We start from the raw sequence: 24,204 nt of genomic DNA, 5'->3' as shown, positions 1-24,204 counted from the left end.
ACGGCGGCAGTATCGCTTGGGGCTACCCCCCTCCCCAACCCTCCCCCACAAGGGGGGAGGGAGCGCACTGCCGATGTTGCTGCAGCCTCGTCCCAATTCATCACTTTGCAGGAGCCATTGATGCTCGCAATCTCCGATCTCCATGTCGCCTATGGCCAGAGCGAGGTGCTGCATGGCCTGAATGTCAAGGTCGCGCCCAACGAGATCGTTGCGATCATGGGGCGCAACGGCATGGGCAAGACCACGCTGATGAAGTCGCTGATGGGCATCCTGCCGTCCAAGAGCGGCTCCATCGACATGAACGGCACCGAGCTGTCGGGCCTGAAGAGCTACGAGCGTGTCGCCAAGGGCCTCGCTTATGTGCCGCAGGGCCGCATGATTTTCTCGACCATGACAGTCAAGGAGAACATCGAGACCGGCCTCGTCGTCTCGGGCGAGTCCGAGGTGCCCGGCGACATCTACGAGCTGTTTCCGGTGTTGCTCGAGATGAAGGGCCGCCGCGGCGGTAATCTCTCCGGCGGCCAGCAGCAGCAGCTCGCGATCGCGCGCGCACTCGCCACCAAGCCGAAGGTGCTGCTGCTCGACGAGCCGACCGAGGGCATCCAGCCGTCGATCATCAAGGAGATGGCGCGCACCTTGAAGCGCATCCGTGACGAGAAGGGATTGTCGATCGTCGTCTCCGAGCAGGTGCTGAGCTTCGCGCTCGACATCGCCGACCGCGTGCTGGTGATCGAGAACGGTGAGATCGTCCGCGACGATCCGCGCGACTCCGTCGATGCCGCGCAGGTCTCGAAATATCTGTCCGTCTAACCACTCCGTCCAAGCAAAGGTAAAGGGGAGCTCTTGATGCCTGACACACTGATCAAGGTCGATCTGACCAAGTCGGCCTACGAGAACGACAAGGTGCACAATCGCTGGCACCCGGACATTCCGATGGTGGAGTGGGTCAACCCCGGTGACGACTTCATCATCGAGACCTATGACTGGACCGGCGGCTTCATCAAGAACAACGACTCGGCCGACGACGTGCGCGACATCGACCTGTCGATCGTGCACTTCCTCTCGGGCCCGATCGGCGTCAAGGGCGCCGAGCCGGGCGACCTGCTGGTCGTCGACCTGCTCGACGTCGGTCCGCTGAAGGAGAGCCTGTGGGGCTTCAACGGCTTCTTCTCCAAGCAGAATGGCGGCGGCTTCCTGACCGACCACTTCCCGCTGGCGCAGAAGTCGATCTGGGACATCAAGGGCCTCTACACCTCGTCGCGTCACGTGCCCGGCGTGAACTTCGCCGGCCTGATCCATCCCGGCCTGATTGGCTGTCTGCCCGATCCGAAGCTGCTGGCGACCTGGAACGAGCGTGAGACGGCGTTGATCGCGACCAACCCGACCCGCGTGCCGGGCCTCGCCAATCCGCCGTTCGCACCGACCGCGCATGCCGGCCAGGCCAAGGGCGACGTCAAGGCCAAGATCGGCGCCGAGGGCGCCCGCACCGTGCCGCCGCGCGAGCATGGCGGCAATTGCGACATCAAGGATTTGTCGCGCGGCTCGAAGATCTACTTCCCGGTCTACGTGCCCGGTGGCGGCCTCTCGATGGGCGATCTGCACTTCAGCCAGGGCGACGGCGAGATCACCTTCTGCGGCGCCATCGAGATGGCGGGCTGGCTGCACATCAAGGTCGACGTCATCAAGGACGGCGTCGCGAAGTACGGCATCAAGAACCCGATCTTCAAGCCGTCGCCGATCACGCCGAACTATCGTGACTACCTGATCTTCGAGGGCATCTCGGTCGACGAGGCCGGCAAGCAGCACTATCTCGACGTCCACATCGCCTATCGGCAGGCCTGTCTCAACGCGATCGAGTACCTGAAGAAGTTCGGCTACTCCGGCGCCCAGGCCTATTCGATCCTCGGCACCGCGCCGGTGCAGGGTCACATCTCCGGCGTGGTCGACGTGCCCAATGCCTGCGCGACCCTGTGGCTGCCGACCGAGATCTTCGACTTCGACGTGATGCCGTCGGCGGCGGGACCGATCAAGCACATCAAGGGCGACATCCAGATGCCGATCTCGCCGGATAAATAACCCTCTCCCTGTGCGACGGGATGCGGGACGGCCGCGTATTTGGCCGCCCCGCATCCGCCGCGCGGACGAGAGAGACGATGTTGCGCAGGAGACGAGACAATGCCGGTCTATGAATATCTCTGTGACGAATGCGGCCCCTTCACCGACATGCGCCCGATGTCGGAATGTGACGAGCCGCAGGTCTGTCCGCAATGCCAGGACATGGCGCCGCGGGTGATCCTCACCGCGCCCGCCTTCGCCTGCATGCCGGCGGAGCGGCGTACGGCGCACGCGACCAACGAGCGCAGCCGCCACGCGCCGCAGACGGTTGCCGAGTACAAGGCCAAGCATGGGCCGGCCTGCGGCTGCTGCTCGCCGAAGAAATCGCCGCGGCTGATGACCAAGACCAGGAGCGGCGCCAAGGGCTTTCCGACGGCGCGCCCCTGGATGATCAGCCACTGAACGAACGCGAGGGGCGGCGTGTCCGCCCCTCAGCGTGAGGCCGGCACCCGGCGTGGTCCCGGCGCGGGCTGGCCGCCGAACTTGACCGTCATCGCATTGGCGCCGTCGCTGATGTCGACCAGCGTCTTGCGGCTCTCGTCGATCACCTTGGCGGACTTGCGCTTGAAGCTGTCGACGAGCTCGCGCATGGACTTGATCTGATCGAACAGCTGGCCCGGGTTGCCGTCCGCGAACCCGGGAATGGCGCCGTCGATCTTGGTGACCAGCGTATCGAAGCCCTTGAAGACATCCTCGGCCTTGTCGATCGCAGAGTCGAAGGCGGCGGTCTTGGCCTGCAGCGAGGCGGTCTCCGTTTCGAACGTCTGCAGCGCTTGCTTGATCGCCGGTGCGTTGCTGACGACGTATTTGTCGATGTTGTGCACTGTCTCGACCATCGTCTCCTGGTCCTTGAGGTCGGCCGTCAGCACCGGCACGCCGTCGCGATCCAGCGGCACCGGCGGAGCGGTCGGCGCGCCGCCGACCAGCGAGATCGCAGCGATACCGGTCAGGCCCTGGAACTCGATGCCGGCGGTGGTGTCCTTGCGGATCGGCGCTGACTTGTCGAGCGTGATCATGGCAACGATCTTGCGCGGGCTCTCGAGATTGATCGAGAGGATCTGCCCGGCCTGCACGCCATCGAAATTCACCGGCCCGCCCTTGCGGAGGCCGGCCGCCGAACCGCCGTCGAACACCACGCGCATGGTGCTGCGCTGCTCGGCGATGCGGCGCTTCTGCTTGATCAGGACGCCGCTGATCCCGGCCGCGACGGCCGCGATCGTCAGGGTTCCCACGATAAGATTGATCGCGCGCATTCCGTGTCCACTGCTGCCTTGGCTCGATTTTAGCCGCTATGTCTCCCGGTTGAAAGCTCAGCGCGCGAGGCCCGGCCGGGAGGGCGCGGCGAGGCCGGCCAGCAGCACCGCCAGGATACCGGTGAGAAAAATGCCATCGAACGTCCCGGCGCCGCCGATCGAGGCCACGGGCGCGCCGAGGCTGCCGATCTTGTCGAGGTTCATCAGGTCGGCGCCGACCAGCGTGCCCATCGAGCCGCCGATATAGGCCAGCGGCGCGGCATATTCGCGCGACAGCAGGAACGCCAGGATCGCGGTCACGACCACCGGCGCGAACACCGGCACGGCGATGCCGACGCCCTGCACCGGCGTCGCCATCGCGTGGATGATCACGGCGATCACCAGCACCGCGATCGCGGCGCGCAGCCAGAGCTGGTAGCGCAGCATGAGATAGGTCGACATGATCGTCGGGATCACCGCGCCGCCGACATTCACGGCGAGCAGAGTACCCGGCCATTGATGCACCAACGGCACGACATATTGCATGCCGAAAAAGTCGATGATCTCGCCAGAGCGCGCGACCTCCCCAGGCAGCATGGTGATCGGGATGTTGAAATAGCTGCCGACCAGCGAGCCGAACAGCAGCAGCATCGCGGTGCCCGAGCTGACGCCGAGCTTCATGTAGGCGTAGCGCAGGATGCCGAACTGGATCAGGACGATCAGGACGCCGAAGGCGAGCACCAGGATCGCAAAGAATACGGGCGTGATCGGCAGATATTGGATCTGGGAATGCATGTCGAAAGCGCTTCGATGATGGACCGTGCTGCCCGCGCAGGATCATCTCACGCGGGCGACAGGGTGACAAATGGTCATTCGGCGCCTGGTTCCCAAGGGCAGCCATGGTCTCGTTCATTCTTCAGACGCGATCAGCGTGGCGTGCAGCACGTAGCGCTCCGGGCCCTGTGTCAGCGCGTCGAACGGCCAGCAGGTGGAGAGCACGAGCTCAGGGCGTTCGGTGTCCGGATCGATGCCGGACGCATCGAAACGCACGACGCTGGCCCCGTCGGCGCGATAGCGGAAGGTCTTGCCGTCGCGCCTGACGATGTCGATCTCGTCGCCGATGCTGACGTCCTTCAGGAAGCGGAAATGCGTGTCGCGATGGCCCGAGTAGACGGCGACACCCGGCTCGCCCGGCTCGGCGCTGCCCTCGACATGGCCGGCGCCGAAGGCCAATGCCTGGCCGCTCGAGCCGGCCAGCGCGATGGTGGAGACGCCGAGGCTCTTCACCTCGATGCGCGCCACCGGGACCATGTCGGCCCAGGACCACGGCTTGACCGGATGTCCCGTAGCGATGGTCTGGGAGAAGGCACGATCGAGCAGCACCTGCGCGACGATCGCCTTGGCATGGATGAGGGCGCCGTGGCCGAACAGGATGAGGCCGACAAGCGCGACTGCGAGCGGGATGACAAATCGTGGCATTCTCTCTCCTCCGTCATTGCGAGCGAAGCGAAGCAATCCAGAGTCGTTGTGCAGCCCCTGGATTGCTTCGTCGCTTCGCTCCTCGCAATGACGACATTGCTTAGTTGGCAGCCCGCCGCCTGATCGCGACGAGCCAGATCAGTTCGAGCATCAGCAGGCCCAACCCGAGCAGCATGCTGAGCTCCGCATCGGTCGCCGTCTTCGGCAGCGTGACCGTCGCAGGCGCTGCCGGCACCACCGGCCGCTTCAGCGCGGCGAGCTGGACGTCGCGGTCTGCTCCAGCGCGGCGCTCCTTCTGTGCCGCCGGCATCCGGCCACGGTCGCCGAACACCTTCTCGAAATCCCAGCCGGCCGGCAGGTTGATCGGCAGTTCGGCGAGCCTCAGCGGCTCGCCGTCGGGACGGCGCGGCGTCTTGTCGACGGCGACGAGGCTGGTCAGGCGGCTCACCAGCCGGTGCTCCAGCGCGAGCTTCAGAATGGCGCCGTCGGCTTCCTCCGGCGTCATCTGCCGCATCGTCTTCGCCACCTCGGCATCGCCGATCTTGCGCCGCGCCCACAGCTTTGAAAGGCCCTTGCCCTCGGCGGCGCCCGACAGCGGCAGCGTGATGGTCCAGGGCTGGTCGCCGATGCGGCCCTTGAGCTGCAGCGAGCCGGCGAGGCGATCGATTTTGGCGGCCAGCACCAGCGGCTCGTTGCGATAGACGTCCGGCAGCACCGCGGGCGTGAGGTCGGCAGAGGCTTCGGAGAACGTCGCGCTCAGCCCGGTCACCACCGGGTTCTCCAGCTTGGCGAACAAATCGCGCATGCGGTCCTCGACCTGCTCGACCGAACCGATATGGGTGAAGGCGCCGCGTCCGAGCTCGGCGGCGCGCGTCATCAGATAGGTGTTCGGCGCCGAGCCGATGCCGACCATGAAGATGCGCGAGCGGCCGCGCATCGCGGTGATGGTCTCGAACAGCTGCTGCTCGTTGCCGATGGCACCGTCGGTCAGAAACACCACCTGACGCACGCGGTCGGAGTCGCTGCCGTCGTCGGTCAGCGCCGCGCGCATCGCCGGCACCATCTCGGTGCCGCCGCGCGCGTCGAGCGCACTGACGAAGCTGGTCGCGCTGCCGACATGCTCGGCATCGGCCGGCACCGAGGCGGGAAACAGCACGGTCATGGTGTCGTCGAAGCGGATCACGTTGAAGCGGTCGCCCGGCTGCAGGCGGTTCAGCGCATAGAGCAGGCTGGCCTTGGCCTGGCGGATCGAGGTGCCGCCCATCGAGCCGGAGTTGTCGATCACGAAGATCACGTCGCGCGGCTGCGGACGCTGTGCCGACGCCGTCACTGCGGGAGGCGTGACGAAGGCGAGCAGATAGTCGGCATCGCCGACCTGCTCGTGGAACAGGCCGACCGACGGCGTCGCGGCGGCCGCCGGCTTCCAGGTCAGCTCGAAATCGCGATCGGCCGGCACCACGCCCTCGGCGAGTGTCACGACACGCGTCTTCGCATCGGGGCTGTCGATCGTCACCTGGTGATGGTGGCTCTTGACCTCGCCGATGACGAAGCCTGCCTGCAGCCGCACCGTGATCCTCGTCGGATTGACCGGATCGGTCTTGGCTGGGTCGAGCACCTCCGGCGAGATGCGGTCGCGATCAGGCACGGGATCGTTGCTCGCTGCGCCCCAGCCGTTGCCGCCCGGGCGCAGATCGACGCTCTGCACGATCGGCGCCGGATTGTAGCGCGGCGCCACGACCAGCGGCACCCGCAGCGAGAACTCGCCGCCGCTCGCGGCCACCGGCTGCTGATATTCGATCTGCACCAGCACGGTCTCGCCGGGGCCGATATTGGCGAGCGAGTTGGTGAAGATGTTCGGTCGCTCCTGCTCGGTGAGCGCCGCGGTCTTGCCGTCGCGCTTGGCCTGCTCATAGATCACCTTGGCCTGTTCGCGCGGCTTGATGTCGCCGACCACGACGCGGTCGCCGACGATCATCTTCAGTGTGTCGACCGCGCTGTCGGGTGGCAGCGGATAGACATAGACCGCCTCCATCCATTGCGAGCTGGTGTTCTTGAACAGCTGCGTCACGCGCGCCCGCGCGGTCGGGCCGGAGACGACGATGTCGACTCCGATGCCGAGCCGCGGCGCCTCGGCATAGCTGCCGTCGGACTTGAACAGCAGTGCGCCGGAGCGGGCATCGCCCGGCCTGGTCAGCGGCGGCAGCGGCCCTTCGGCGGACCAGCCAGGGGTGACGCTGAGAAACAACGCCGTGAACCCGACCAGCAGCACGGCGGCAGCCTGCAGCAGCAGGAATAGCAGCATGGTCACGATCCACGACCGGACCGGATGGGTGCTGCTTCTGATATCGTGGTCCATCGTCTCGCTCATCATTGCCTCCGCAACGATCAATTTCGGCATGCCGAGACTGGGCGCATCGCGCCAGCACCGCGAGCGGAATGGTCGGTCTTGTTCGGCCGCCGCCCGCCCGCGCCTGTCCGGTGGCGGTCGAGAGCGCGGCTGATCCGTCCGGGTTTGTGCTGATTTGTCCGTCTGCTAGAAGAGGTGTGCATCACGCGGCAGGGGACAGGATGTCGATACCGGACAACAGCGAGCTTTCCGACGAGCAGAGCCGGCAGGTCGCCGAGACGGTCCGCGAGGAGATCGCGCGGCGCCGGATGTCGCGGCAGGCGCTGGCGGAGCAGGCGAAGCTGAGCCTCTCGACCCTCGAGAAGGCGCTCGGTGGCCGTCGTCCGTTCACGCTCGCCACCATTGTCCGGCTCGAGCAGGCGCTCGGCATATCCCTGCGCAAGGCGCCGAGCGCACCTCTCGTCGCGCCTGCCGCAAGCGGCGGCATTGCACCCGACAGCCTCGGCTCCTATTCGCGGCGGGCTGTGGAGTGGATCGAGGGCACCTACGTCACCTTGCGGCCGTCATTCGGCGACAAGGACGCGATCTACGCCTACCGCACCGACATCGTCTGGGACGATGCCGCGTCGGCGCTGGTGTTTCGCGAAGGCGCGCGGCTCGATGCGGCGTTCACGCAGTTCGGCGAGGTTGCGGTGCCCAACCAGTCCGGCTTCGTCTACCTCGTCACCAACCGCCACGGCCAGCACCGCCTGATCACGGTCTCCAGGCCGACAATCACCGGTGAGATGTACGGCATCATCACGACGCTCCTGGCGGGCCGCGGCTCGCTGCTGACACCGATCGCCGCGCCGATCGCGCTGCTGCCGCTGCGCAATGTGGTGGAGCCGAGCTTCGGCAGACTAGGGACTGACGATCTACATTACGGGTTTTATCGCGAGCATCTGCGCAAGACCGTCGAGGAGCCGTTTGCGCTGTTCGTGCAGGGCGTGCCGTGAGATTTGGGCACACGACTAACCACCGTCATTGCGAGGAGCGAAGCGACGAAGCAATCCAGAGTCGTGAACTCGGCCCTGGATTGCTTCGCTTCGCTCGCAATGACGGAGTTTGTAGTTGCCGCCGTGCTTCTAGCCATGCAGCGTCGTCCCGGCGAACGCCGGGACCCATACCCCCAGGGAGCGGTTTGAGTCCGGCTGGTCATTGGCTTTTTCGCGCCACATCACCGCCGCGGAGTATGGGTCCCGGATCGGCACCGTGCCGCGCTTCGCGCGTCACGGCTTGTCCGGGACGACGGCGGTGGGGTGAGGCGGATTCACGGGATCAAACAGCGCGACGTTCAAGCAGCCGAACGTCTCAACGACAGATCGGATCGATCAGCAGACAATCGACTAAGGACGTGTCATCGCAGTCTCGCGGCGACACTCGCCCGAGGTTTCAATCAGTCCGTCCCTCTTCACGTGCAGAGGGCGCAGGGAATGCCGGGTGAAGGCCTCACCCATGGCCCGCCTGCGAAAAAAATGCAGGCGGCAGGTACCACAGGCAAAGCCGAGCACGCCGGCATTCCCTGCGCGATGGGTTGAACGCTTATACGCAGTCTCCCTGGTGCACCGGCTTGTTGGCCACCATGCCGCGACAATGCTTGCGCGTTGCGCGGGAGACACCAGCTTCGGGGTGTCAGGACGCTGCGACTTCACGTCCGCAAGCGATCGTTCGTCCGCGCCTTCGTAAGAAGACGCTGCGATCTCTCGCGGCCACCGCATCCCCGCCTCGCGTGTCGTGACGATCGCGCGTAACGCCCCTCCGCAGTGAGGCGGGATGGCGAGAGAGAAACATGGATTCGGAAAAATAGCAAGAAGATTTTGCTTGGCAGAATTTGACCCGATACCGGTCGACTCCCTCCCCGCAAGGGGGAGGGGAGTCGACCGGTATCGTGGATAGAACGTGGGCATCAATTGCGCGCGGGTCTACCACCCGGCGCGTGCGTGAACCTACCCCCCGACGTCAGCGCTGATGATGTCGCCGAACAGGTCCCATTTGCCGTTCTTGAACTGCATCATCTTGAGCTGCTCGATCGGGGCGAAGTCGGTGGGGCCGGTGTTGACCTTGATGCCCGGGATCAGCGTATCCGGTGCAAAATCCTTCAGGCTGGCGGCCTGCTTCATGACGTTCTCGCGGGTGAGAGTGTCGCCGCACTGCTTCAGGGTCTGCACCATGGTCTGCGCCGCGGCATAGCCATAGGCGAGGTTGGCGTCGGAGATGTTGGCGCCGGGCATGTACTTGTTGATGAAGGCCATGAACTTCTTCATGCCCTCGTCGTCCTTCCACTGCGGATCCGACGGGTCCTTGAGATAGCCGGCGGAGAGCACGCCCTCGGAGGCTTCGAGGCCGGCCGGCTTCATCACGGCGCCGATCGAGATCGAGACGTCGGTCATCAGGTGCATCGGCTTCCACTCGAGCTCGGCGATCTTCTTGATCGCCTGGGCTGCGAATTTCGGCGTCGCGATGTTGACGAACACGTCGGCGCCGGTGCCCTTCAGCTTGACGATATGAGCATCGATCGACGGCTCCGAGGTCTCGTAGCTCTCCTCGGCCACGATCATGGTCTTGGCCTTGTCGCCGAGCACCTCCTTGATGCCGAGGACATAGTCCTTGCCGAAATCGTCATTGGCATAGAAGATCGCGATCTTCGCGTTCGGCTTCTCCTTGAGGATGTACTTGGCGAAGATCCGCGCCTCGACGCGGTAGCTGGGCTGGAAACCCATCGTCCACGGAAATTCCTTGGGGTCGTTCCACTTGCTGGCGCCGGTGGCGAGGAACAGCTGCGGCACCTTCTTGGCGTTGTGATATTTCTGCACGGCGGTCTGGGTCGGCGTGCCCAGCGCGTTGAACACCAGGAACACCTCGTCGCTCTCGATCAGCTTGCGCACCTGCTCGACCGTCTTCGGCGGGCTGTAGCCGTCGTCATAGGAGATGAAGTTGATCCGGCGACCGTTGATGCCGCCCTGGTCGTTGATCATCTTGAAATAGGCTTCCTCGGTCTTGCCGATGATGCCGTAGGCCGAGGCCGGGCCGCTATAGGCCTCGACATTGCCGATCTTGATCTCGGTGTCGGTGGCGCCGGTGTCGTATTTCTTTTGCGCAAGGGCGCTCTGGCTCGCCAGTACGGAAAAGGCGGCCGCGGCCGCGAATGAGAGCAGTGTCCTGGTCGTCATCGGCAACATTCCCTGGGCTTCCTCTGGTTGAATTTTCGTGATTGTCGTTCTTGCTCTTGGCCTGCGGCGATGGCGACCGTGCAAGGCCGCTCACCACAACGAGTGGGCAGATGTGTGCAATGCACTGTCTTGCGTCCAGGCGCTGGCCCTGGGAAGCCGGCCGGGCCGACCGGGCGCGCCGCAGGTGATTTTGCCAGCCAGCCACTCCACGCAAGTTGATACGGGCGTTTCCGGCGCATCTTCTGAGGCGCACGAAGCAGGATCCTCCCGGCACCGCCATGACGAAAAGCCCGTTCTACACGGCCGAGCACGAGGCCTTCCGCGACGTCATCAAGCGCTTCGTCGACAAGGAGATCGCGCCGTTCGCGAGCGCGTGGGACGAGGCCGGCGAATTTCCGCGCGCGCTGTATCTGAAGGCGGCGGAGATCGGCCTGCTTGGGCTCGGCTTCCCGGAGGAATTCGGCGGCGTGCCGGCCGACCAGTTCATGAAGATCGTATCGTCGCAGGAATTGGCGCGTGCGGGGGCCGGCGGCATCAGTGCCAGCCTGATGAGCCATACGATCGGCGCGCCGCCGATCGCGCGCGCCGCGCAGCCGCAGGTGAGGGCGCGCGTGCTGCCGGAGATTCTTGCGGGGCGCAAGATCTCGGCGCTGGCGATCACCGAGCCGAGCGGTGGCTCTGACGTTGCCAATCTCAGGACCAGGGCCGTCCGCGACGGCGATCACTATGTCGTCAGCGGCGAGAAGACATTCATCACCTCCGGGATGCGGGCCGACTACGTCACCGTCGCGGTGCGCACCGGCGGACCGGGGCCGGCGGGCGTCAGTCTGCTGCTCGTGCCCGGCGACACGCCGGGGCTGACGCGCACTAGGCTCGACAAGATGGGCTGGTGGGCGTCGGACACGGCGACCCTGCATTTCGACGGCTGCCGCGTGCCCGTCGAGAACCTGATCGGAGAGGAAGGGCAGGGCTTCAAGCTGATCATGCACAATTTCAACAGCGAGCGGATGGGCATGGCGGCGAGCTGCACGGCCTACGCCCGTGTCTGCCTCGACGATGCGATCTCCTACGCCCGGGAGCGCCACACCTTCGGCAAGCCGCTCGCGCAGCACCAGGTCATCCGCCACAAGCTGGTCGACATGGCGCAGCGCGTGGCGGCGTCGCAGGCGATGCTGGAAATGCTGGCGTGGCGGCTCGAACAGGGCGACAATCCGGTCGCCGAGATTTGCATGATGAAGAACCAGGCGACGCAGACGATGGCCTACTGCGCCTCGGACGCCGTGCAGATCTTCGGCGGCGCCGGTTTCATGCGGGGTGTCCGCGTGGAACGGATCTATCGCGAGGTCAAGGTCAACGCCATCGGCGGCGGCACGGAGGAGATCATGAAAGATCTGGCCAGCCGGCAGATGGGATTGTGAGTCGCGGCCTCTCCAAGCCCGTCATTCCAGGTTCAAGGCCTGCGGCCTTGCCCCGGACTGACGATCGTGAAGCAGTTAGATAAGACATAGCGAGATTCCGGGGGCGGCCGCTACGCGACCGCTCGGAATGACAGGGAATGAAACATGCTCTTCACCGCCGACCACGACGAACCGCGCCGCATCCTGCAGAAGTTCATCGCCGCCGAGATCAATCCTCACATCGACGCATGGGAGGAGGCCGGCATCTTCCCCGCGCATGAGCTGTTCAAGAAGCTCGGCGACCTCGGCTTTCTTGGCCTCAACAAGCCGGTCGAGTTCGGCGGCCAGGGGCTGGACTATTCCTACGCGCTGATGATGGCGGAAGAGCTCGGCGCCATCAATTGCGGCGCGATCCCGATGGCGATCGGCGTGCAGACCGACATGGCGACCCCGGCGCTGGCGCGGTTCGGCTCCGACGAGGTGCGCAAGGAGTTCCTGGCGCCCGCCATCTCAGGCGACTACGTCGCCTGCATCGGCGTGTCCGAGCCCGGTGCCGGCTCCGACGTCGCCTCGATCAAGACCCAGGCGCGCTCCGATGGCGACGACTACGTCATCAATGGCGGCAAGATGTGGATCACCAACGGTACCCAGGCCGATTTCATCTGCCTGCTCGCCAACACCAGCGACGGACCTGTCCATCGCAACAAGTCGCTGATCTGCGTGCCGATGAAGAGCAAGGGCGTGCAGGTCGCGCGCAAGCTCGACAAGATGGGCATGCGCTCGTCCGACACCGCGCAGATCTTCTTCGACAATGTCCGGGTGCCCAAGCGCAACCGCGTCGGCGAGGAGGGGCAGGGTTTTACCTATCAGATGATGCAGTTCCAGGAGGAGCGACTGTGGGCCGGCGCCGCCTGCCTGAAGGCGCATGAGTCCATCATCAACGCGACCATCGAGTACACGCGCAACCGCAAGGCCTTCGGCCGCTCGATCCTCGACAACCAAGTCGTCCACTTCAAGCTCGCGGAGATGCAGACCGAGGTCGAGCTGCTGCGCGCGCTGACCTATCAGGCCGCGGAGGCGATGATCGCCGGCGAGGACGTGACGCGGCTCGCAACCATGGTGAAGCTCAAGACCGGCCGGCTCGGCCGCGAGCTCACCGACGCCTGCCTGCAATATTGGGGCGGCATGGGCTTCATGAACGAGACCCCGGTCAGCCGCGCCTATCGCGATTCGCGCCTGAGCTCGATCGGCGGCGGCGCCGACGAGGTCATGTTGACCATCCTGTGCAAGATGATGGGGACTTTGCCCGGCACCGGCAAAGCGGGGAACGCCTGATGATCACGCTGTATCATTGCGACGGCGCCCGGTCGTTTCGCCCGTTGTGGATGCTGGAAGAGCTTCGACTTAACTACGAGTTGAAGATGCTGCCGTTCCCGCCACGGGTGCTGGCGAAGGAATATCTGGCGATCAATCCGCTGGGCACGATCCCGCTTCTGATCGACGGCGAGACGAAGATGACGGAGTCCTCCGGCATCTGTCACTATCTCGGCATCAAGCACGGCCCGACGCCGCTGATGGTGGGACCTGAGGAGGCGGCCTACGGCGCGTTCCTGAACTGGATGTATTTCTCCGACGCGACGCTGACGTTCCCGCAGACGCTGGTATTGCGCTACACTCAGCTGGAGCCTGAGGAGCGGCGCTCATCGCAGGTCGCGACCGACTACGCCAAATGGTTCCTGGGCCGGCTGCGCGCGGTGGAGGCGGCGACCGCGGGTGCCGAGTTCTTGTGCGCCGGCCGCTTTACGGCGGCGGATATCGTGATCGGCTATGCGTTGCGGCTCGCCGACACGCTCGGCCTTTCCAAGGAATTCGGGCCGAATGTGGCGGCCTATTGGGCGCGCCTGCAGCAGCGCGATGGCTACCAGAGGGCGCGCGCCGCCGAGCAGCGTGCAGGCGTGGAGCAGGGCATCAAGCCGCGCGTCAGGCCGTGAGTTGCGCACGTCATTCGCGGAATGACGGATGATCCTTGAGCACCGGGTTAACCGCGACAAAAATCGGCAATCGTCGCCGATGACAGCGGCGCGAATTGCGCTATGGTTCTTCCCCAAAGAAGCGGCCGACAGAGCCGCGCCTCAGGAGGAAGACCATGGATGTGAAGACCATGGACGTGACGCGCCGGGACTCCGGCCATCTCATGCTGATCACGCCGGAGCGCGTCTTCTACGCCGGGCTGCTCGGCCGTCCGCGCCAGCGCTGCTCGGGCGCGTGCCATATCTATGTCGCGCTCACCGGCAGCCTGCGGTTGATTCCCGACGGCGGGGAGGAGCGTTGCGGCGAGCTGCTGGTCGTGCCGCCCAACAGGCAGCACACGATCGAGAGTGATTATCGCACCGTCATCGTCGTGACGATCGAGCCGGAGAGCGTGCCGATCGGCGCCTTGGACCGCTTCGCGAGCAAGGTCACCCGCGAGGCGGAGGCCTATGCCTGCCGCATCCGCGCCGCCTATGAGGAGCTGGTGCAGCGGCCGCTGAGCGGCGACGTCACCAGTGCCGTGTTCGACCGGCTGTGCTTCGGCGAGGTGCTGCCGCAGCGGACGCTCGATCCCCGCGTGGTCAAGGCGATCGGCCTGATCAGCCGCTTCTCCGGCGAGCCGGCGACCGCCGAGAGCTGCGCCGCCGCCGTCGGGCTCTCGACGTCGCGCTTCCTGCATCTGTTCAAGGAGGAGACCGACATCTCCTTCCGCTCGTTCCGCGCCTGGAAGCGCGCGCGGCATCTGCTCAACTACGCCAACCAGGACCTCAACCTGGCGCATCTCGCGCAGGACATCGGCTATCCCGATTCCACGCATTTCAGCCACTCGATCCGCCGCTTCTACGGGCTGAAGCCGCGCGCGATCTTCTCCGGCTCGCGCGATCTCGCGATCTACCGCGCCGGCGAGGCGGCCTTGACCACCTGATCCGGCTTGTCCGCGCGCCGCGACAGGGCGGCGCGCAGCGGAAACTTCGACAGTTCGAGCATGATCAGCGTCGTGATCGCGGCGGCTGCAGTCAGCGCGAGATCGTCGGCGTGCAGCGGTCCGAACCGGAACAGCGCCGCAGCGGCAGGCAGCGTCAGACTTGTCGCGAGCACGGCGACGACGAAGCCGATCACCAGCAGCAGCATGCGGTTCGGCCGCAGCAGCGCCTCGCGCAGCGAGCTCGAGAACGAGCGGTTGACGAAGATCAGGCTGACGATCACCGACACCAGGCTGAAGAACACCAGCGCGCGGAGCTCGTCGTCCGGCATGCCATTGCGGTGTGCAAGCAGCAGTACGCCACCCGTGGCGAGCATCGCCAGGATGCCCTGCAACGCCCCCCACAGCACCAGCGGCCGCGGCAGCAAAGGCTCCTGCGGATCGCGCGGCGGCCGCCGCATGATGTCGCTCTCCTCGGTCTCGGCCTCGAACACCAGCGAGCAGACGGGATCGATGATCATCTCGAGAAACGCGATGTGCACGGGTCCGAGCAGGAGCGGCAGGCCGGTGACGAGCGGCAGCAGCGCCAGCCCGGCGATGGGAAAGTGCACGGCGAGGATGAAGCTCATCGCCTTGCGCAGATTATCGTAGATGCGCCGGCCGAGCCGGATCGCCTTGACGATCGAGCCGAAATCATCGTCGAGCAGCACGATCGCCGAGGCCTCGCGCGCGACGTCGGTGCCGCGGCCGCCCATGGCGATGCCGATATGCGCGGCCTTGAGCGACGGCGCGTCGTTGACGCCGTCGCCGGTCATCGCGACGATCTCGCCACAGGCCTTGAGCGCGGTGACGATGCGCAGCTTCTGCTCCGGCATGATGCGCGCGAACGCCGTCGGCGCGCGCGCCGCAAGCGCCAGGGCGTCGTCGTCGAGATCGGCAAGCTCGGGGCCCGCGATGACGTGCTCGGGATCGATCCCGGCCTGCCGCGCAATGGCGGTGGCCGTCGCGGGATAGTCGCCGGTGATCATGATGACGCGGACGCCGGCGGCGCGGCACTCGGCGACGGCATCCTTCACCTCCGGGCGCAGCGGGTCGGCGAAGCCGACGAGACCGCGGAACGAGAACGCGAAGTCCTGCTGCGCGTCGGGGAGCGCCTCGCCGCTCCAGCTCGCCTCGGCGACGCCGAGCACGCGCAGGCCCTCGGCGGCGAGCGTCTCGACGCGCGCCTGCAGCGCCGCCAGCGCGCCGCCGTCGACGCCGCACAGCTTCGCGATCGCTTCCGGAGCACCCTTGGCCGCCGCGACACCGGCGCCGTCGCGCGACCAGACGTTGGTCATCGCCAGCAGGTCGGGGCGCAAACCGTAGCGCCGCTGCAACGTGGCGCCCGCGGTGGCGTCGGCGCCGAGCGCGTGCAGCGCCTTCTCCATCGGATCATGCGACTGCGGGTCGCAGGCGAGCACGGCGGTGGCGACGAGATCGCGGAACGGCGGTGCGATGGCTTCCGGCGTCGCCGTCGCTGGCTGCAGCACGCCGCCGTCCGGCAGCACCAGCCGGGCCACCATCATGCGGTTTTGTGTCAGGGTGCCGGTCTTGTCGGAGCACAGCACGGTGGCGGCGCCGAGCGATTCGATTGCCGAGGCGCGCCGCGTCAGCACCCGCGCCTGCGAGATGCGCCAGGCGCCCATCGCCAGAAACACCGTCAGCACCACCGGGAATTCCTCAGGGAGCATCGACATGCCCAGCGCGATGCCGGCGAGGATTCCCTCCAGCCAGCCGCCGCGGTACATCGCATAGAGCACGACCGTGATCGCAACCACGATGGCGCCGCCGATCGCGAACGCCACCACCAGGCGCCGGGTCTGCTGCCGCAGCCGCGGCGTCTCGGTCTCGAGCGCGGTCACCGACTGGCCGATCCTGCCGATCGCCGTGTGCGGCCCTGTCGCCATCACCTCGGCGAGGCCGCCGCCGCGCACCACCAGGCTGCCGGAGAAGACGAAGGGCTGGTCGTCGCCGCCGGCCACGGTTGCCGCGTCCATCGCTTCGCCGGCGGCCGGCCGCTTGCGCACCGGCACGGATTCGCCCGTCAACAGCGATTCATCCGTGAGCAGATCGTCGCAGTCGCGCAGCACCGCATCGGCTGCGACGCGATCGCCCTCCGAGAGCACGATGAGATCGCCGCGCACCACCTCGCGGCCGGCGATGCGGATGCGCTCGCCGTCGCGGATCACCAGGGCGCGCGGACTGGACAGGTCGCGCAGCGATTCCAGCACGCGCTCGGTCCGCGCCTCCTGCACGATGGTGATGAAGACGGAAGCCGAGGCGAATACGCCGAGCAGGATCGCCTCCGCCGTGTCGCCCAGCGCGAGATAGATGCCGGCGCCGCCCAGCAGCAGGAGCAGCATCGGTTCCTTCAGAACGTCGGCGACGAGGCGGAGGATCGAGCGCGAGCCTGCTTGCGGCAGCTCGTTGAAGCCCTCCGTCTGCAGCCGGCGCACGGCTTCCGCCGCGCTCAAGCCATTGGGAAACATCGGCGCAGGTTGTGGGTCGGTCGACATTGCACGCCCGTGAGGAGGAGAGCAGGAACCGCTTAGCGCCGTTTCCGGCCGCGGACTTGACGCAAAGCAATATCCGGTTGCGCTGCATGTCACCAGCGAGTCAACGCAAGCAGATCCCGGCGTGCGACCGTCATATACGGACCCTATCAGCACAGCGCCGCCTGCGCGCAGCCCATCGAACGAGTGCCATGAGCGACAAAGCCGTCATCACCTGCGCGCTGAACGGCGTGCTCACCGATCCCAGGCAGCATCACGTGCCGGTCACGCCCAAGGAGATGGCGCGCGAGGCGCGGCGCGCCTATGACGCGGGTGCGGCGATTATGCACATCCATCTGCGCCAGCAGGCCGCTGGCAAGGGGCATCTGCCGTCCTGGGACGTCGACGTCTCCCGCGAGATCCAGCAGGCGATCCGCGAGGCCTGCCCCGGCGTGATCATCAATCACACCTCGGGCGTGTCGGGACCGGACTATCAAGGCGCGCTCGACTGCATCCGGCAGACCCGGCCGGAGATCGCGGCCTGCAATGCCGGCTCGCTGAACTACCTCAAGGTCAAGGCCGACAACACCTGGGCCTGGCCGCCGATGATGTTCGACAATTCGGTCGAGAAGATCCAGGACTATCTCGCCGCGATGAAGGACGCGCACACGATCCCGGAATTCGAGTGCTTCGATGTCGGCATCGTGCGCTGTGTCGGGATGTATCGCCAGACCGGCATGTATGACGGCCCGCTCGAATACAACTTCGTGATGGGCGTCGCGTCGGGCATGCCGGCTGATCCCGAGTTGCTGCCGATCCTGCTCAAGCTGAAGCTCGCCGAGGCGCATTGGCAGGTCACCGCGATCGGCCGCGCCGAGATCTGGCCGCTGCACCAACGTTGCGCCGAGCTCGGCGGCCATCTCCGCACCGGACTGGAGGACACGTTCTATCTCGCCGACGGCACCAAGGTGACCTCGAACGGCCAATTGATCGAGGCGATCGCCGCCTGCGCAAGGCGGGCGGGCCGCGAGATCGCAAGCCCCGCCGAGGCGCGGCGGATGTTCGGCACCGTCAACTGATGCGACATGCTCCGTCATTGCGAGCGCAGCGAAGCAATCCAGAGTCGTGGGCGGGGCTCTGGATTGCTTCGTCGCTGCGCTCCTCGCAATGACGCCGATGGGGAGGAGTAAATCAATGACCAATCTTGAGACCACCGGCGGCGTGTCCGGTCCCGGCCGCATCGGCCGGGTTGCGATCGGCGATCTCCTGAAGCGTGCAGCGCGCCGCTTTCCCGAGCGGGTTGCGATCACCGATGGCGGCCGCCAGGTGACGTTCACCGAGCTCGAGCGCGATGCCAACCGGTTCGCGAACCATCTCCTCGCCAAGGGGCTGAAGCCGGGCGAGACAATCTCGACCGTCTGCAACAACTCGATCGAGTTCGTCAAAGCGCTGTTCGGCATCCATCGCGCCGGTCTCGTCTGGGTGCCGATCAATACGATGCTCGGGCCCGCCGACATGGACTACATCCTCGGCCACGCCGAGGTCCGCTTCGCGCTCATCGACGACAATCTGTTTGCGCAGCCGGAGCGGCGGGCGGCGCTGGAACAGCGCGGCGTCGAGCTGATCGCCGTCGATCTCACCGGGACGGCGAGGACCGCGGGGCTTGCCAGCTTCAACGACCTCATCCAGGGGCATTCGGACGTCGAGCCCGAGATCGAGATCAACGACCGCGATCTCGCGATGATCATCTACACGTCGGGCACGACGTCGCGGCCGAAGGGCGCGATGCATTGTCACCTCGCCGTGGTCATGGCCGTGATGAGCAACTGCATCGAGATGCAGCTCTCGCGTGACGACGGCATCACCGGGCAGTTCCCGCTGTTCCACTGTGCCGGCCACGTGCTGCTGCTCAGCTATCTCTCGGTCGGCGGCCGCATGGCGCTGATGCGCGGCTTCGACCCGGTCGCCTGCATGGAGGCGATCGTGCGCGATCGGCTGACCGTGTTCGTCGGTCTGCCGTTGATGTACCAGGCCATCCTCGATCATCCGCGGCGCAAGGAGTTCGACCTCTCGCATCTGCGCACCTGCCTCTACACCATGGCGCCGATGGGCCGGCCGCTGCTCGAGCGCGCGATCAAGGAGCTGTGTCCGAACTTCGCGCTGACCAGCGGTCAGACCGAGATGTATCCCGCGACGACGATGTCGCGGCCCGAGGTCCAGCTCAACCGCTTCGGCAACTACTGGGGCGAGTCGCTGTTCGTCAACGAGACCGCGATCATGGACGATGCCGGCAATCTGCTGCCGCCGGGCGAGATCGGCGAGCTCGTGCATCGCGGCCCCAACGTGATGTTGGGCTATTACAAGGATCCGAAGTCGACCGAGGACGCCCGCAAGTTCGGCTGGCACCACACCGGCGATCTCGCGGTCATCGACAACGGCGAGGTGCTGTTCCTCGACCGCAAGAAGGACATGATCAAGTCCGGCGGCGAGAACGTCGCCTCGGTCAAGATCGAGGAGACCCTGCTGGCGCATCCGGCGGTGCAGAATGCCGCCGTCGTCGGCCTGCCGCATCCGCAATGGGGCGAGGCGGTGTCGGCCTTCGTCAAGCTCAAGCCCGGCGCGCAGGCCAGTGAGACCGAGCTGCTCGAGCACTGCCGCAAGTCGCTCGGCGGCTTCCAGGTGCCGAAGCTGGTGCGGGTGCTCCAGGAGATGCCGATGACGGCTACCGGCAAGCTGCGCAAGGTCGAGCTGCGCCAGGCTTATGGCGAGCATTTCGCGGCGAAGAGCGCGTGAGCCGTCTACTCGACTTCCTCCGTCATTGCGGGATGACCCGAAGGGCCAGGCCCGGAATCCATACTCCCCATCGTGGCGATGGATTCCGGGCTCGCGCTCCGCGCGCCCCGGAATGACGCCAAATGAGAGAACCCGTCCGTGGCCGTGATCGACAACACCATCTCTCCCTCCGGCGCCGCCTTCCAGGCCAACCGTGACGGCATGCTCGGCCTGATCGCGCGGATGCGCGATCTCGAGGCGCGCGCGCGCAATGCCTCCGCGGCGGCCAAGGAGCGCTTCCATCAGCGCGGCCAGTTGCTGCCGCGCGAGCGCGTCGCCCTGGTGCTCGACCCTGGCGCGCCGTTCCTCGAGCTGTCGACGCTTGCCGGCTACATGTTCGATACGCCGGACCCGGCCAAGAGCGTGCCGGGTGGCGGCGTCATTGCGGGTATCGGCTTCGTCGCCGGCGTGCGCTGCATGGTCTCGGCCAACGACGCCGGCATCGATGCCGGCGCGCTGCAGCCTTACGGCCTCGACAAGACCTTGCGCGTGCAGGAGCTGGCGCTGGAGAACAAGCTGCCCTACGTGCAGCTCGTCGAGAGCGCCGGCGCCAACCTGCTGCGCTACCGCGTCGAGGATTTCGTCCGCGGCGGCAACATCTTTCGCAACCTGGCGCGACTCTCGGCGGCCGGCCTGCCGGTGGTCACCGTGACGCATGGTTCGTCGACCGCGGGCGGTGCCTATCAGACCGGATTGTCCGACTACATCGTCATGGTGCGCGGCCGCACCCGCGCCTTCCTCGCCGGACCGCCGCTGCTGAAGGCCGCGACCGGGGAGATCGCCACCGAGGAGGAGCTCGGCGGCGCCGAGATGCACACCTCGATCTCCGGGCTCGGCGACTATCTCGCCGAGGACGATCGCGACGCGCTGCGCATCGCGCGCGAGATCATGGGCAAGCTCAACTGGGACCGGCCATCGCAGGAGCCATCGCCGGTCAAGCCGCCGCGCTACGATCAGGAGGAGCTGCTCGGCATCATGCCGCTCGACCACAAGCGTCCGGTCGACATGCGCCAGGTCATTGCGCGCATCGTCGACGACAGTGACTTCGTCGAGATGGCTCCGAACTACGGACCAGCCACGGTGTGCGGCCATGCCCGCATCGAGGGCCGGGCGATCGGCATCGTCACCAACAACGGCCCGCTCGATCCTGCCGGCGCCAACAAGGCGACGCACTTCATCCAGTCCTGTTGCCAGACCCGAACGCCGATCCTCTATCTCAACAACACCACAGGCTACATGGTCGGCCGCGCCTATGAGGAGGCCGGCATGATCAAGCACGGCTCCAAGATGATCCAGGCGGTGACCTCGGCGACCGTGCCGCAGATCACGCTCTATTGCGGCGCCTCGTTCGGCGCCGGCAATTACGGCATGTGTGGCCGTGGGTTCCACCCGCGCTTCTGCTTCTCCTGGCCCAACGCCAAGACCGCCGTGATGGGCGGAGAGCAGGCGGCGGAGACGATGGCGATCGTGACCGAAGCGGCCGCGGCCCGCCGCGGCAAGCCGGTGGAGCGCGAGAAGCTCGACGCCATGAAGGCGCAGATCATCGGCGTGTTCGACAGCCAGATGGACGTGTTTGCGACTTCGGCGCGCGTGCTCGACGACGGCGTGATCGATCCGCGCGACACCCGCGCGGTGCTGTCGGAGGTGCTGGCGATCTGCCGCGAGGCGGAGGCGCGACAGCCGCAGCGCATGCAATTCTCTGTGTCCAGGCCATGAGCGGAGAGATGACGGGAATGCAACGCAGGTCGTTCCACAAGGTGCTGATCGCCAACCGCGGCGAGATCGGCTTGCGGATCATGCGCACCGCGCGCCGGCTCGGCTACGGCGTGGTCGCAGTCTATTCCGATGCTGATCATGATGCGCCGCATGTCCGGCTCGCCGATCAGGCGGTCCGCATCGGCGCGCCGCCGCCGGCTCAATCCTATCTGAACATTGCCGCGATCATTGCTGCGGCCAAGGCGAGCGGGGCCGATGCCGTGCATCCCGGCTACGGCTTTCTCGCCGAGAACGAAGGATTCGCGCAGGCCTGCGAGGAGGCGGGGCTGGTCTTCATCGGACCCTCGCCGGAGGCGATCGCGGCGATGGGCAACAAGGCCGGCGCCAAGGACATCATGCACCGCGCCGGGGTCCCCTGCGTGCCCGGCTATCAGGGCGAGGACCAGGGCGACGAGGCGATGCTGCGCGAAGCGCGCCGCATCGGCTTTCCCGTGATGATCAAGGCTGTGGCCGGTGGTGGTGGCCGCGGCATGCGGCTGGTGACGGATGCGGACGCCTTTCCCGACCTGCTGCGCAGCGCACGCTCGGAAGCCGCGACGGCGTTCGGCGACGGCACCGTCATCCTCGAGAAGGCGATCGCCAATCCGCGCCACATCGAGATCCAGGTGTTCGGCGATTCGTTCGGCAATGCCGTCCATCTCGGCGAGCGCGACTGCTCGGTACAGCGGCGGCATCAGAAGCTGATCGAGGAGGCGCCGTCGCCGGCGGTCGGGCCGGAGCTGCGCGCGCGCATGGGCGCGGTGGCGGTGCAGGCGGTGAAGGCGCTGGGCTATGAGGGAGCGGGGACGCTGGAATTCCTGCTCGACGGCGACGGGCAGTTCTACTTCATGGAGATGAACACGCGGCTGCAGGTCGAGCATCCCGTGACAGAGGCCTTGACGGGACTCGATCTCGTCGAATGGCAATTGCGCGTCGCCGCCGGCGAGCCGCTGCCGTTACGCCAGGAGCAGATCAGCTTCTCGGGTCATGCGATCGAGGTGCGACTATGCTCCGAGGATGCGGCGCACGACTTCATGCCGCAGTCCGGGCGGATGGCGCTGTGGCAGATGCCCGAGACGATCCGGGTCGAGCATGCGCTGGAGTCCGGCGCGGAGATCCCGCCCCATTACGATTCGATGATCGCCAAGCTGATCAGCCATGCTGCGACTCGTGAGGAGGCGCGCGCAAGGCTGATCGCCGGATTGGAGCAGGCCGTTGCCTTGGGCGTCCCGACCAACCGGGCCTTCCTCATGTCCTGCCTGCGGCATCCGGCCTTCGCCGCGGGCAAGGCGACCACCGCATTCATCGCGGCGCATCGCGACGAGCTGCGTGCGCCGGCCGCCGAAGCGGCAGACCTCGCGCTGGGCGCGCTGCTGCTCTCCGTCAGCCATCCGCTCGCGCATCCCGTCCGCCGCGGCCGCTCGCTCGCGGCCGCCTTCGCGACGCCGCTCCGGTTCGAGATCGCCGGCGAGGTGGCCGAGTGCGAGCTGCTGCGCGAGCGTGATGGAATCTATCGCGTGACGCGTGGCGATGCAGAGCATCGCTTCGAGATCGTATCGCTCACGGATGATGCGATCCGCGTTCGTCACGCCGAGACCGTCGAGAGCGTGCGCTTCGTCCGCGACAACGATCGGCTGTTCGTCCAGCATCGCGGCCAGACGCTGGCGCTGCGCGACGTGACGTTGGCCAGGCCGCAATCCTCAGCGGCTGGCGGCGGTGATGGCAGGGTTCGCGCGGCGTTGAATGGTCGTGTGGTCGCGGTGCTGGTGAAGCCGGGCGACAGCGTGGCTGTGGGACAGCCGGTGGTGACGCTCGAGGCGATGAAGATGGAGCACGTCCACACCGCCGGCATCGCCGGAACGGTGACCGCGATCGAGGTTGCCGAGGGCGACCAGGTGACGACGGGCCGGATCGTGGCGGAGATTGCGGCCTGATCGTCGGGCAGGGGAGTGAGCTACGGGAAGATCTGCGACGAAGGCAATCATTGCTTGTCGCAGCGCGTGTGTGCCGACATCTTGCGGCTTGCTCGGTGCACCTCTCCCCGCTCGCGGCAGGGGAATCGCATATGGTGAAAGAGGCTGGGCGCGCAGTTTTTTCGCGACCATCCTTCGAGACGCCCGCCTTCGGCGGGCTCCTCAGGATGAGGGCCTTTCTCCGCCGCAAAGCTGTTGATCCTCATGGTGAGGAGCGTCGCTCTTGCGACGCGTCTCGAACCATGAGGCCATGAAAGGTCCGCCCGGGAAAACCATATGCGATTGCCCTGCCGCTCGCGGGGAGAGGTCGGATTGCATCGTCAGATGCAATCCGGGTGAGGGGGGTACAGGTCTATCCACGTATACTTCTCGTGCGGCTGC

At 66.3% G+C, this 24,204-nt stretch carries 18 protein-coding genes; 12 read left to right on the top strand and 6 right to left on the bottom strand.

All coding sequences use genetic code 11. The features are described 5' to 3' along the window. Nucleotides 1–120 precede the first annotated feature (120 nt). The 3 genes from urtE to ACQR10_RS00425 all read left to right on the top strand — a co-directional run bounded on the left by urtE (nt 121) and on the right by ACQR10_RS00425 (nt 2,517). On the top strand, nt 121–810 hold the full coding sequence (gene urtE / locus ACQR10_RS00435; protein WP_316179352.1) for an urea ABC transporter ATP-binding subunit UrtE: 690 nt from the start codon (nt 121–123) through the stop codon (nt 808–810). A gap of 36 nt (nt 811–846) precedes the next feature. Further along, nucleotides 847–2,076, top strand: a complete 1,230-nt coding sequence (gene fmdA / locus ACQR10_RS00430; RefSeq protein ID WP_009031409.1) for a formamidase — start codon at nt 847–849, stop codon at nt 2,074–2,076. Nucleotides 2,077–2,175: 99 nt separating this feature from the next. Further along, a complete protein-coding gene (locus ACQR10_RS00425; RefSeq protein WP_315801681.1) occupies nt 2,176–2,517 on the top strand; it encodes an FmdB family zinc ribbon protein in 342 nt (113 codons plus the stop codon). A 29-nt stretch (nt 2,518–2,546) separates the two neighbouring features. Here ACQR10_RS00425 and ACQR10_RS00420 read toward each other — a convergent pair whose 3' ends face one another. From ACQR10_RS00420 to ACQR10_RS00405, 4 genes are all read right to left on the bottom strand, one after another. Beyond that, a complete protein-coding gene (locus ACQR10_RS00420; protein ID WP_316215232.1) occupies nt 2,547–3,368 on the bottom strand; it encodes an MlaD family protein in 822 nt (273 codons plus the stop codon). 57 nt (nt 3,369–3,425) lie between these two features. Then, nucleotides 3,426–4,142, bottom strand: coding sequence for a DUF1614 domain-containing protein (locus ACQR10_RS00415; protein ID WP_316215231.1), 717 nt, complete (start codon nt 4,140–4,142; stop codon nt 3,426–3,428). Nucleotides 4,143–4,256: 114 nt separating this feature from the next. Further along, nucleotides 4,257–4,826, bottom strand: coding sequence for a class GN sortase (locus ACQR10_RS00410; RefSeq protein ID WP_316179360.1), 570 nt, complete (start codon nt 4,824–4,826; stop codon nt 4,257–4,259). A 100-nt stretch (nt 4,827–4,926) separates the two neighbouring features. Next, on the bottom strand, nt 4,927–7,194 hold the full coding sequence (locus ACQR10_RS00405; RefSeq protein WP_316215230.1) for a marine proteobacterial sortase target protein: 2,268 nt from the start codon (nt 7,192–7,194) through the stop codon (nt 4,927–4,929). 200 nt (nt 7,195–7,394) lie between these two features. On the opposite strand from ACQR10_RS00405, the gene ACQR10_RS00400 reads away from it, so the two are divergent. Then, nucleotides 7,395–8,168, top strand: coding sequence for a helix-turn-helix domain-containing protein (locus ACQR10_RS00400; RefSeq protein ID WP_316179362.1), 774 nt, complete (start codon nt 7,395–7,397; stop codon nt 8,166–8,168). 990 nt (nt 8,169–9,158) lie between these two features. On the opposite strand, the gene ACQR10_RS00395 is transcribed toward ACQR10_RS00400, so the two are convergent. After that, nucleotides 9,159–10,391, bottom strand: a complete 1,233-nt coding sequence (locus ACQR10_RS00395) for an ABC transporter substrate-binding protein (RefSeq protein WP_316215229.1) — start codon at nt 10,389–10,391, stop codon at nt 9,159–9,161. 269 nt (nt 10,392–10,660) lie between these two features. Here ACQR10_RS00395 and ACQR10_RS00390 point away from each other — a divergent pair, with 269 nt between their 5' ends. The 4 genes from ACQR10_RS00390 to ACQR10_RS00375 all read left to right on the top strand — a co-directional run bounded on the left by ACQR10_RS00390 (nt 10,661) and on the right by ACQR10_RS00375 (nt 14,735). Then, a complete protein-coding gene (locus ACQR10_RS00390; RefSeq protein WP_316215228.1) occupies nt 10,661–11,800 on the top strand; it encodes an acyl-CoA dehydrogenase family protein in 1,140 nt (379 codons plus the stop codon). 144 nt (nt 11,801–11,944) lie between these two features. Further along, nucleotides 11,945–13,114: an acyl-CoA dehydrogenase family protein gene (locus ACQR10_RS00385; RefSeq protein WP_316215227.1), complete on the top strand. Its 1,170-nt coding sequence runs from the start codon at nt 11,945–11,947 to the stop codon at nt 13,112–13,114. Then, a complete protein-coding gene (locus ACQR10_RS00380) occupies nt 13,114–13,770 on the top strand; it encodes a glutathione S-transferase family protein (protein WP_316215226.1) in 657 nt (218 codons plus the stop codon). Before ACQR10_RS00385 ends, ACQR10_RS00380 begins: the two co-directional genes overlap by 1 nt. 170 nt (nt 13,771–13,940) lie before the next feature. After that, complete coding sequence (locus tag ACQR10_RS00375) at nt 13,941–14,735, top strand: helix-turn-helix domain-containing protein (protein WP_315801776.1); 795 nt, start codon at nt 13,941–13,943, stop codon at nt 14,733–14,735. Here ACQR10_RS00375 and ACQR10_RS00370 read toward each other — a convergent pair. Beyond that, nucleotides 14,702–17,287, bottom strand: coding sequence for a cation-translocating P-type ATPase (locus ACQR10_RS00370; RefSeq protein ID WP_316215225.1), 2,586 nt, complete (start codon nt 17,285–17,287; stop codon nt 14,702–14,704). The two genes, ACQR10_RS00375 and ACQR10_RS00370, sit on opposite strands and share 34 nt — an antisense overlap. A gap of 188 nt (nt 17,288–17,475) precedes the next feature. On the opposite strand from ACQR10_RS00370, the gene ACQR10_RS00365 reads away from it, so the two are divergent. From ACQR10_RS00365 to ACQR10_RS00350, 4 genes are all read left to right on the top strand, one after another. Further along, nucleotides 17,476–18,342: a 3-keto-5-aminohexanoate cleavage protein gene (locus ACQR10_RS00365; protein WP_316215224.1), complete on the top strand. Its 867-nt coding sequence runs from the start codon at nt 17,476–17,478 to the stop codon at nt 18,340–18,342. A 115-nt stretch (nt 18,343–18,457) separates the two neighbouring features. After that, nucleotides 18,458–20,056 carry an AMP-binding protein gene (locus ACQR10_RS00360; protein WP_316215223.1) on the top strand — a complete coding sequence of 533 codons (1,599 nt, stop codon included), beginning with the start codon at nt 18,458–18,460 and terminating at the stop codon, nt 20,054–20,056. Between the two features lie 138 nt (nt 20,057–20,194). Beyond that, a complete protein-coding gene (locus tag ACQR10_RS00355) occupies nt 20,195–21,811 on the top strand; it encodes an acyl-CoA carboxylase subunit beta (RefSeq protein WP_316215222.1) in 1,617 nt (538 codons plus the stop codon). Nucleotides 21,812–21,828: 17 nt separating this feature from the next. Further along, nucleotides 21,829–23,784 (top strand): acetyl/propionyl/methylcrotonyl-CoA carboxylase subunit alpha, encoded by a 1,956-nt coding sequence (locus ACQR10_RS00350; protein ID WP_316215561.1) that lies wholly within the window; start codon nt 21,829–21,831, stop codon nt 23,782–23,784. Nucleotides 23,785–24,204: the final 420 nt, after the last annotated feature.

Origin of the sequence: Bradyrhizobium sp. HKCCYLRH2060 (genome assembly GCF_051168135.1) — a bacterium.
Classification (GTDB): domain Bacteria; phylum Pseudomonadota; class Alphaproteobacteria; order Rhizobiales; family Xanthobacteraceae; genus Bradyrhizobium.
This window is presented reverse-complemented; position numbering and strand designations above follow the sequence as displayed.

Coding starts and splice junctions, on each gene's coding strand:
- urtE (WP_316179352.1), top strand. CDS start 121: ATGCTCGCAATCTCCGATCTCCATGTCGCCTATGGCCAGAGCGAGGTG.
- fmdA (WP_009031409.1), top strand. CDS start 847: ATGCCTGACACACTGATCAAGGTCGATCTGACCAAGTCGGCCTACGAG.
- ACQR10_RS00425 (WP_315801681.1), top strand. CDS start 2,176: ATGCCGGTCTATGAATATCTCTGTGACGAATGCGGCCCCTTCACCGAC.
- ACQR10_RS00420 (WP_316215232.1), bottom strand. CDS start 3,368: ATGCGCGCGATCAATCTTATCGTGGGAACCCTGACGATCGCGGCCGTC.
- ACQR10_RS00415 (WP_316215231.1), bottom strand. CDS start 4,142: ATGCATTCCCAGATCCAATATCTGCCGATCACGCCCGTATTCTTTGCG.
- ACQR10_RS00410 (WP_316179360.1), bottom strand. CDS start 4,826: ATGCCACGATTTGTCATCCCGCTCGCAGTCGCGCTTGTCGGCCTCATC.
- ACQR10_RS00405 (WP_316215230.1), bottom strand. CDS start 7,194: ATGAGCGAGACGATGGACCACGATATCAGAAGCAGCACCCATCCGGTC.
- ACQR10_RS00400 (WP_316179362.1), top strand. CDS start 7,395: ATGTCGATACCGGACAACAGCGAGCTTTCCGACGAGCAGAGCCGGCAG.
- ACQR10_RS00395 (WP_316215229.1), bottom strand. CDS start 10,391: ATGTTGCCGATGACGACCAGGACACTGCTCTCATTCGCGGCCGCGGCC.
- ACQR10_RS00390 (WP_316215228.1), top strand. CDS start 10,661: ATGACGAAAAGCCCGTTCTACACGGCCGAGCACGAGGCCTTCCGCGAC.
- ACQR10_RS00385 (WP_316215227.1), top strand. CDS start 11,945: ATGCTCTTCACCGCCGACCACGACGAACCGCGCCGCATCCTGCAGAAG.
- ACQR10_RS00380 (WP_316215226.1), top strand. CDS start 13,114: ATGATCACGCTGTATCATTGCGACGGCGCCCGGTCGTTTCGCCCGTTG.
- ACQR10_RS00375 (WP_315801776.1), top strand. CDS start 13,941: ATGGACGTGACGCGCCGGGACTCCGGCCATCTCATGCTGATCACGCCG.
- ACQR10_RS00370 (WP_316215225.1), bottom strand. CDS start 17,287: ATGTCGACCGACCCACAACCTGCGCCGATGTTTCCCAATGGCTTGAGC.
- ACQR10_RS00365 (WP_316215224.1), top strand. CDS start 17,476: ATGAGCGACAAAGCCGTCATCACCTGCGCGCTGAACGGCGTGCTCACC.
- ACQR10_RS00360 (WP_316215223.1), top strand. CDS start 18,458: ATGACCAATCTTGAGACCACCGGCGGCGTGTCCGGTCCCGGCCGCATC.
- ACQR10_RS00350 (WP_316215561.1), top strand. CDS start 21,829: ATGCAACGCAGGTCGTTCCACAAGGTGCTGATCGCCAACCGCGGCGAG.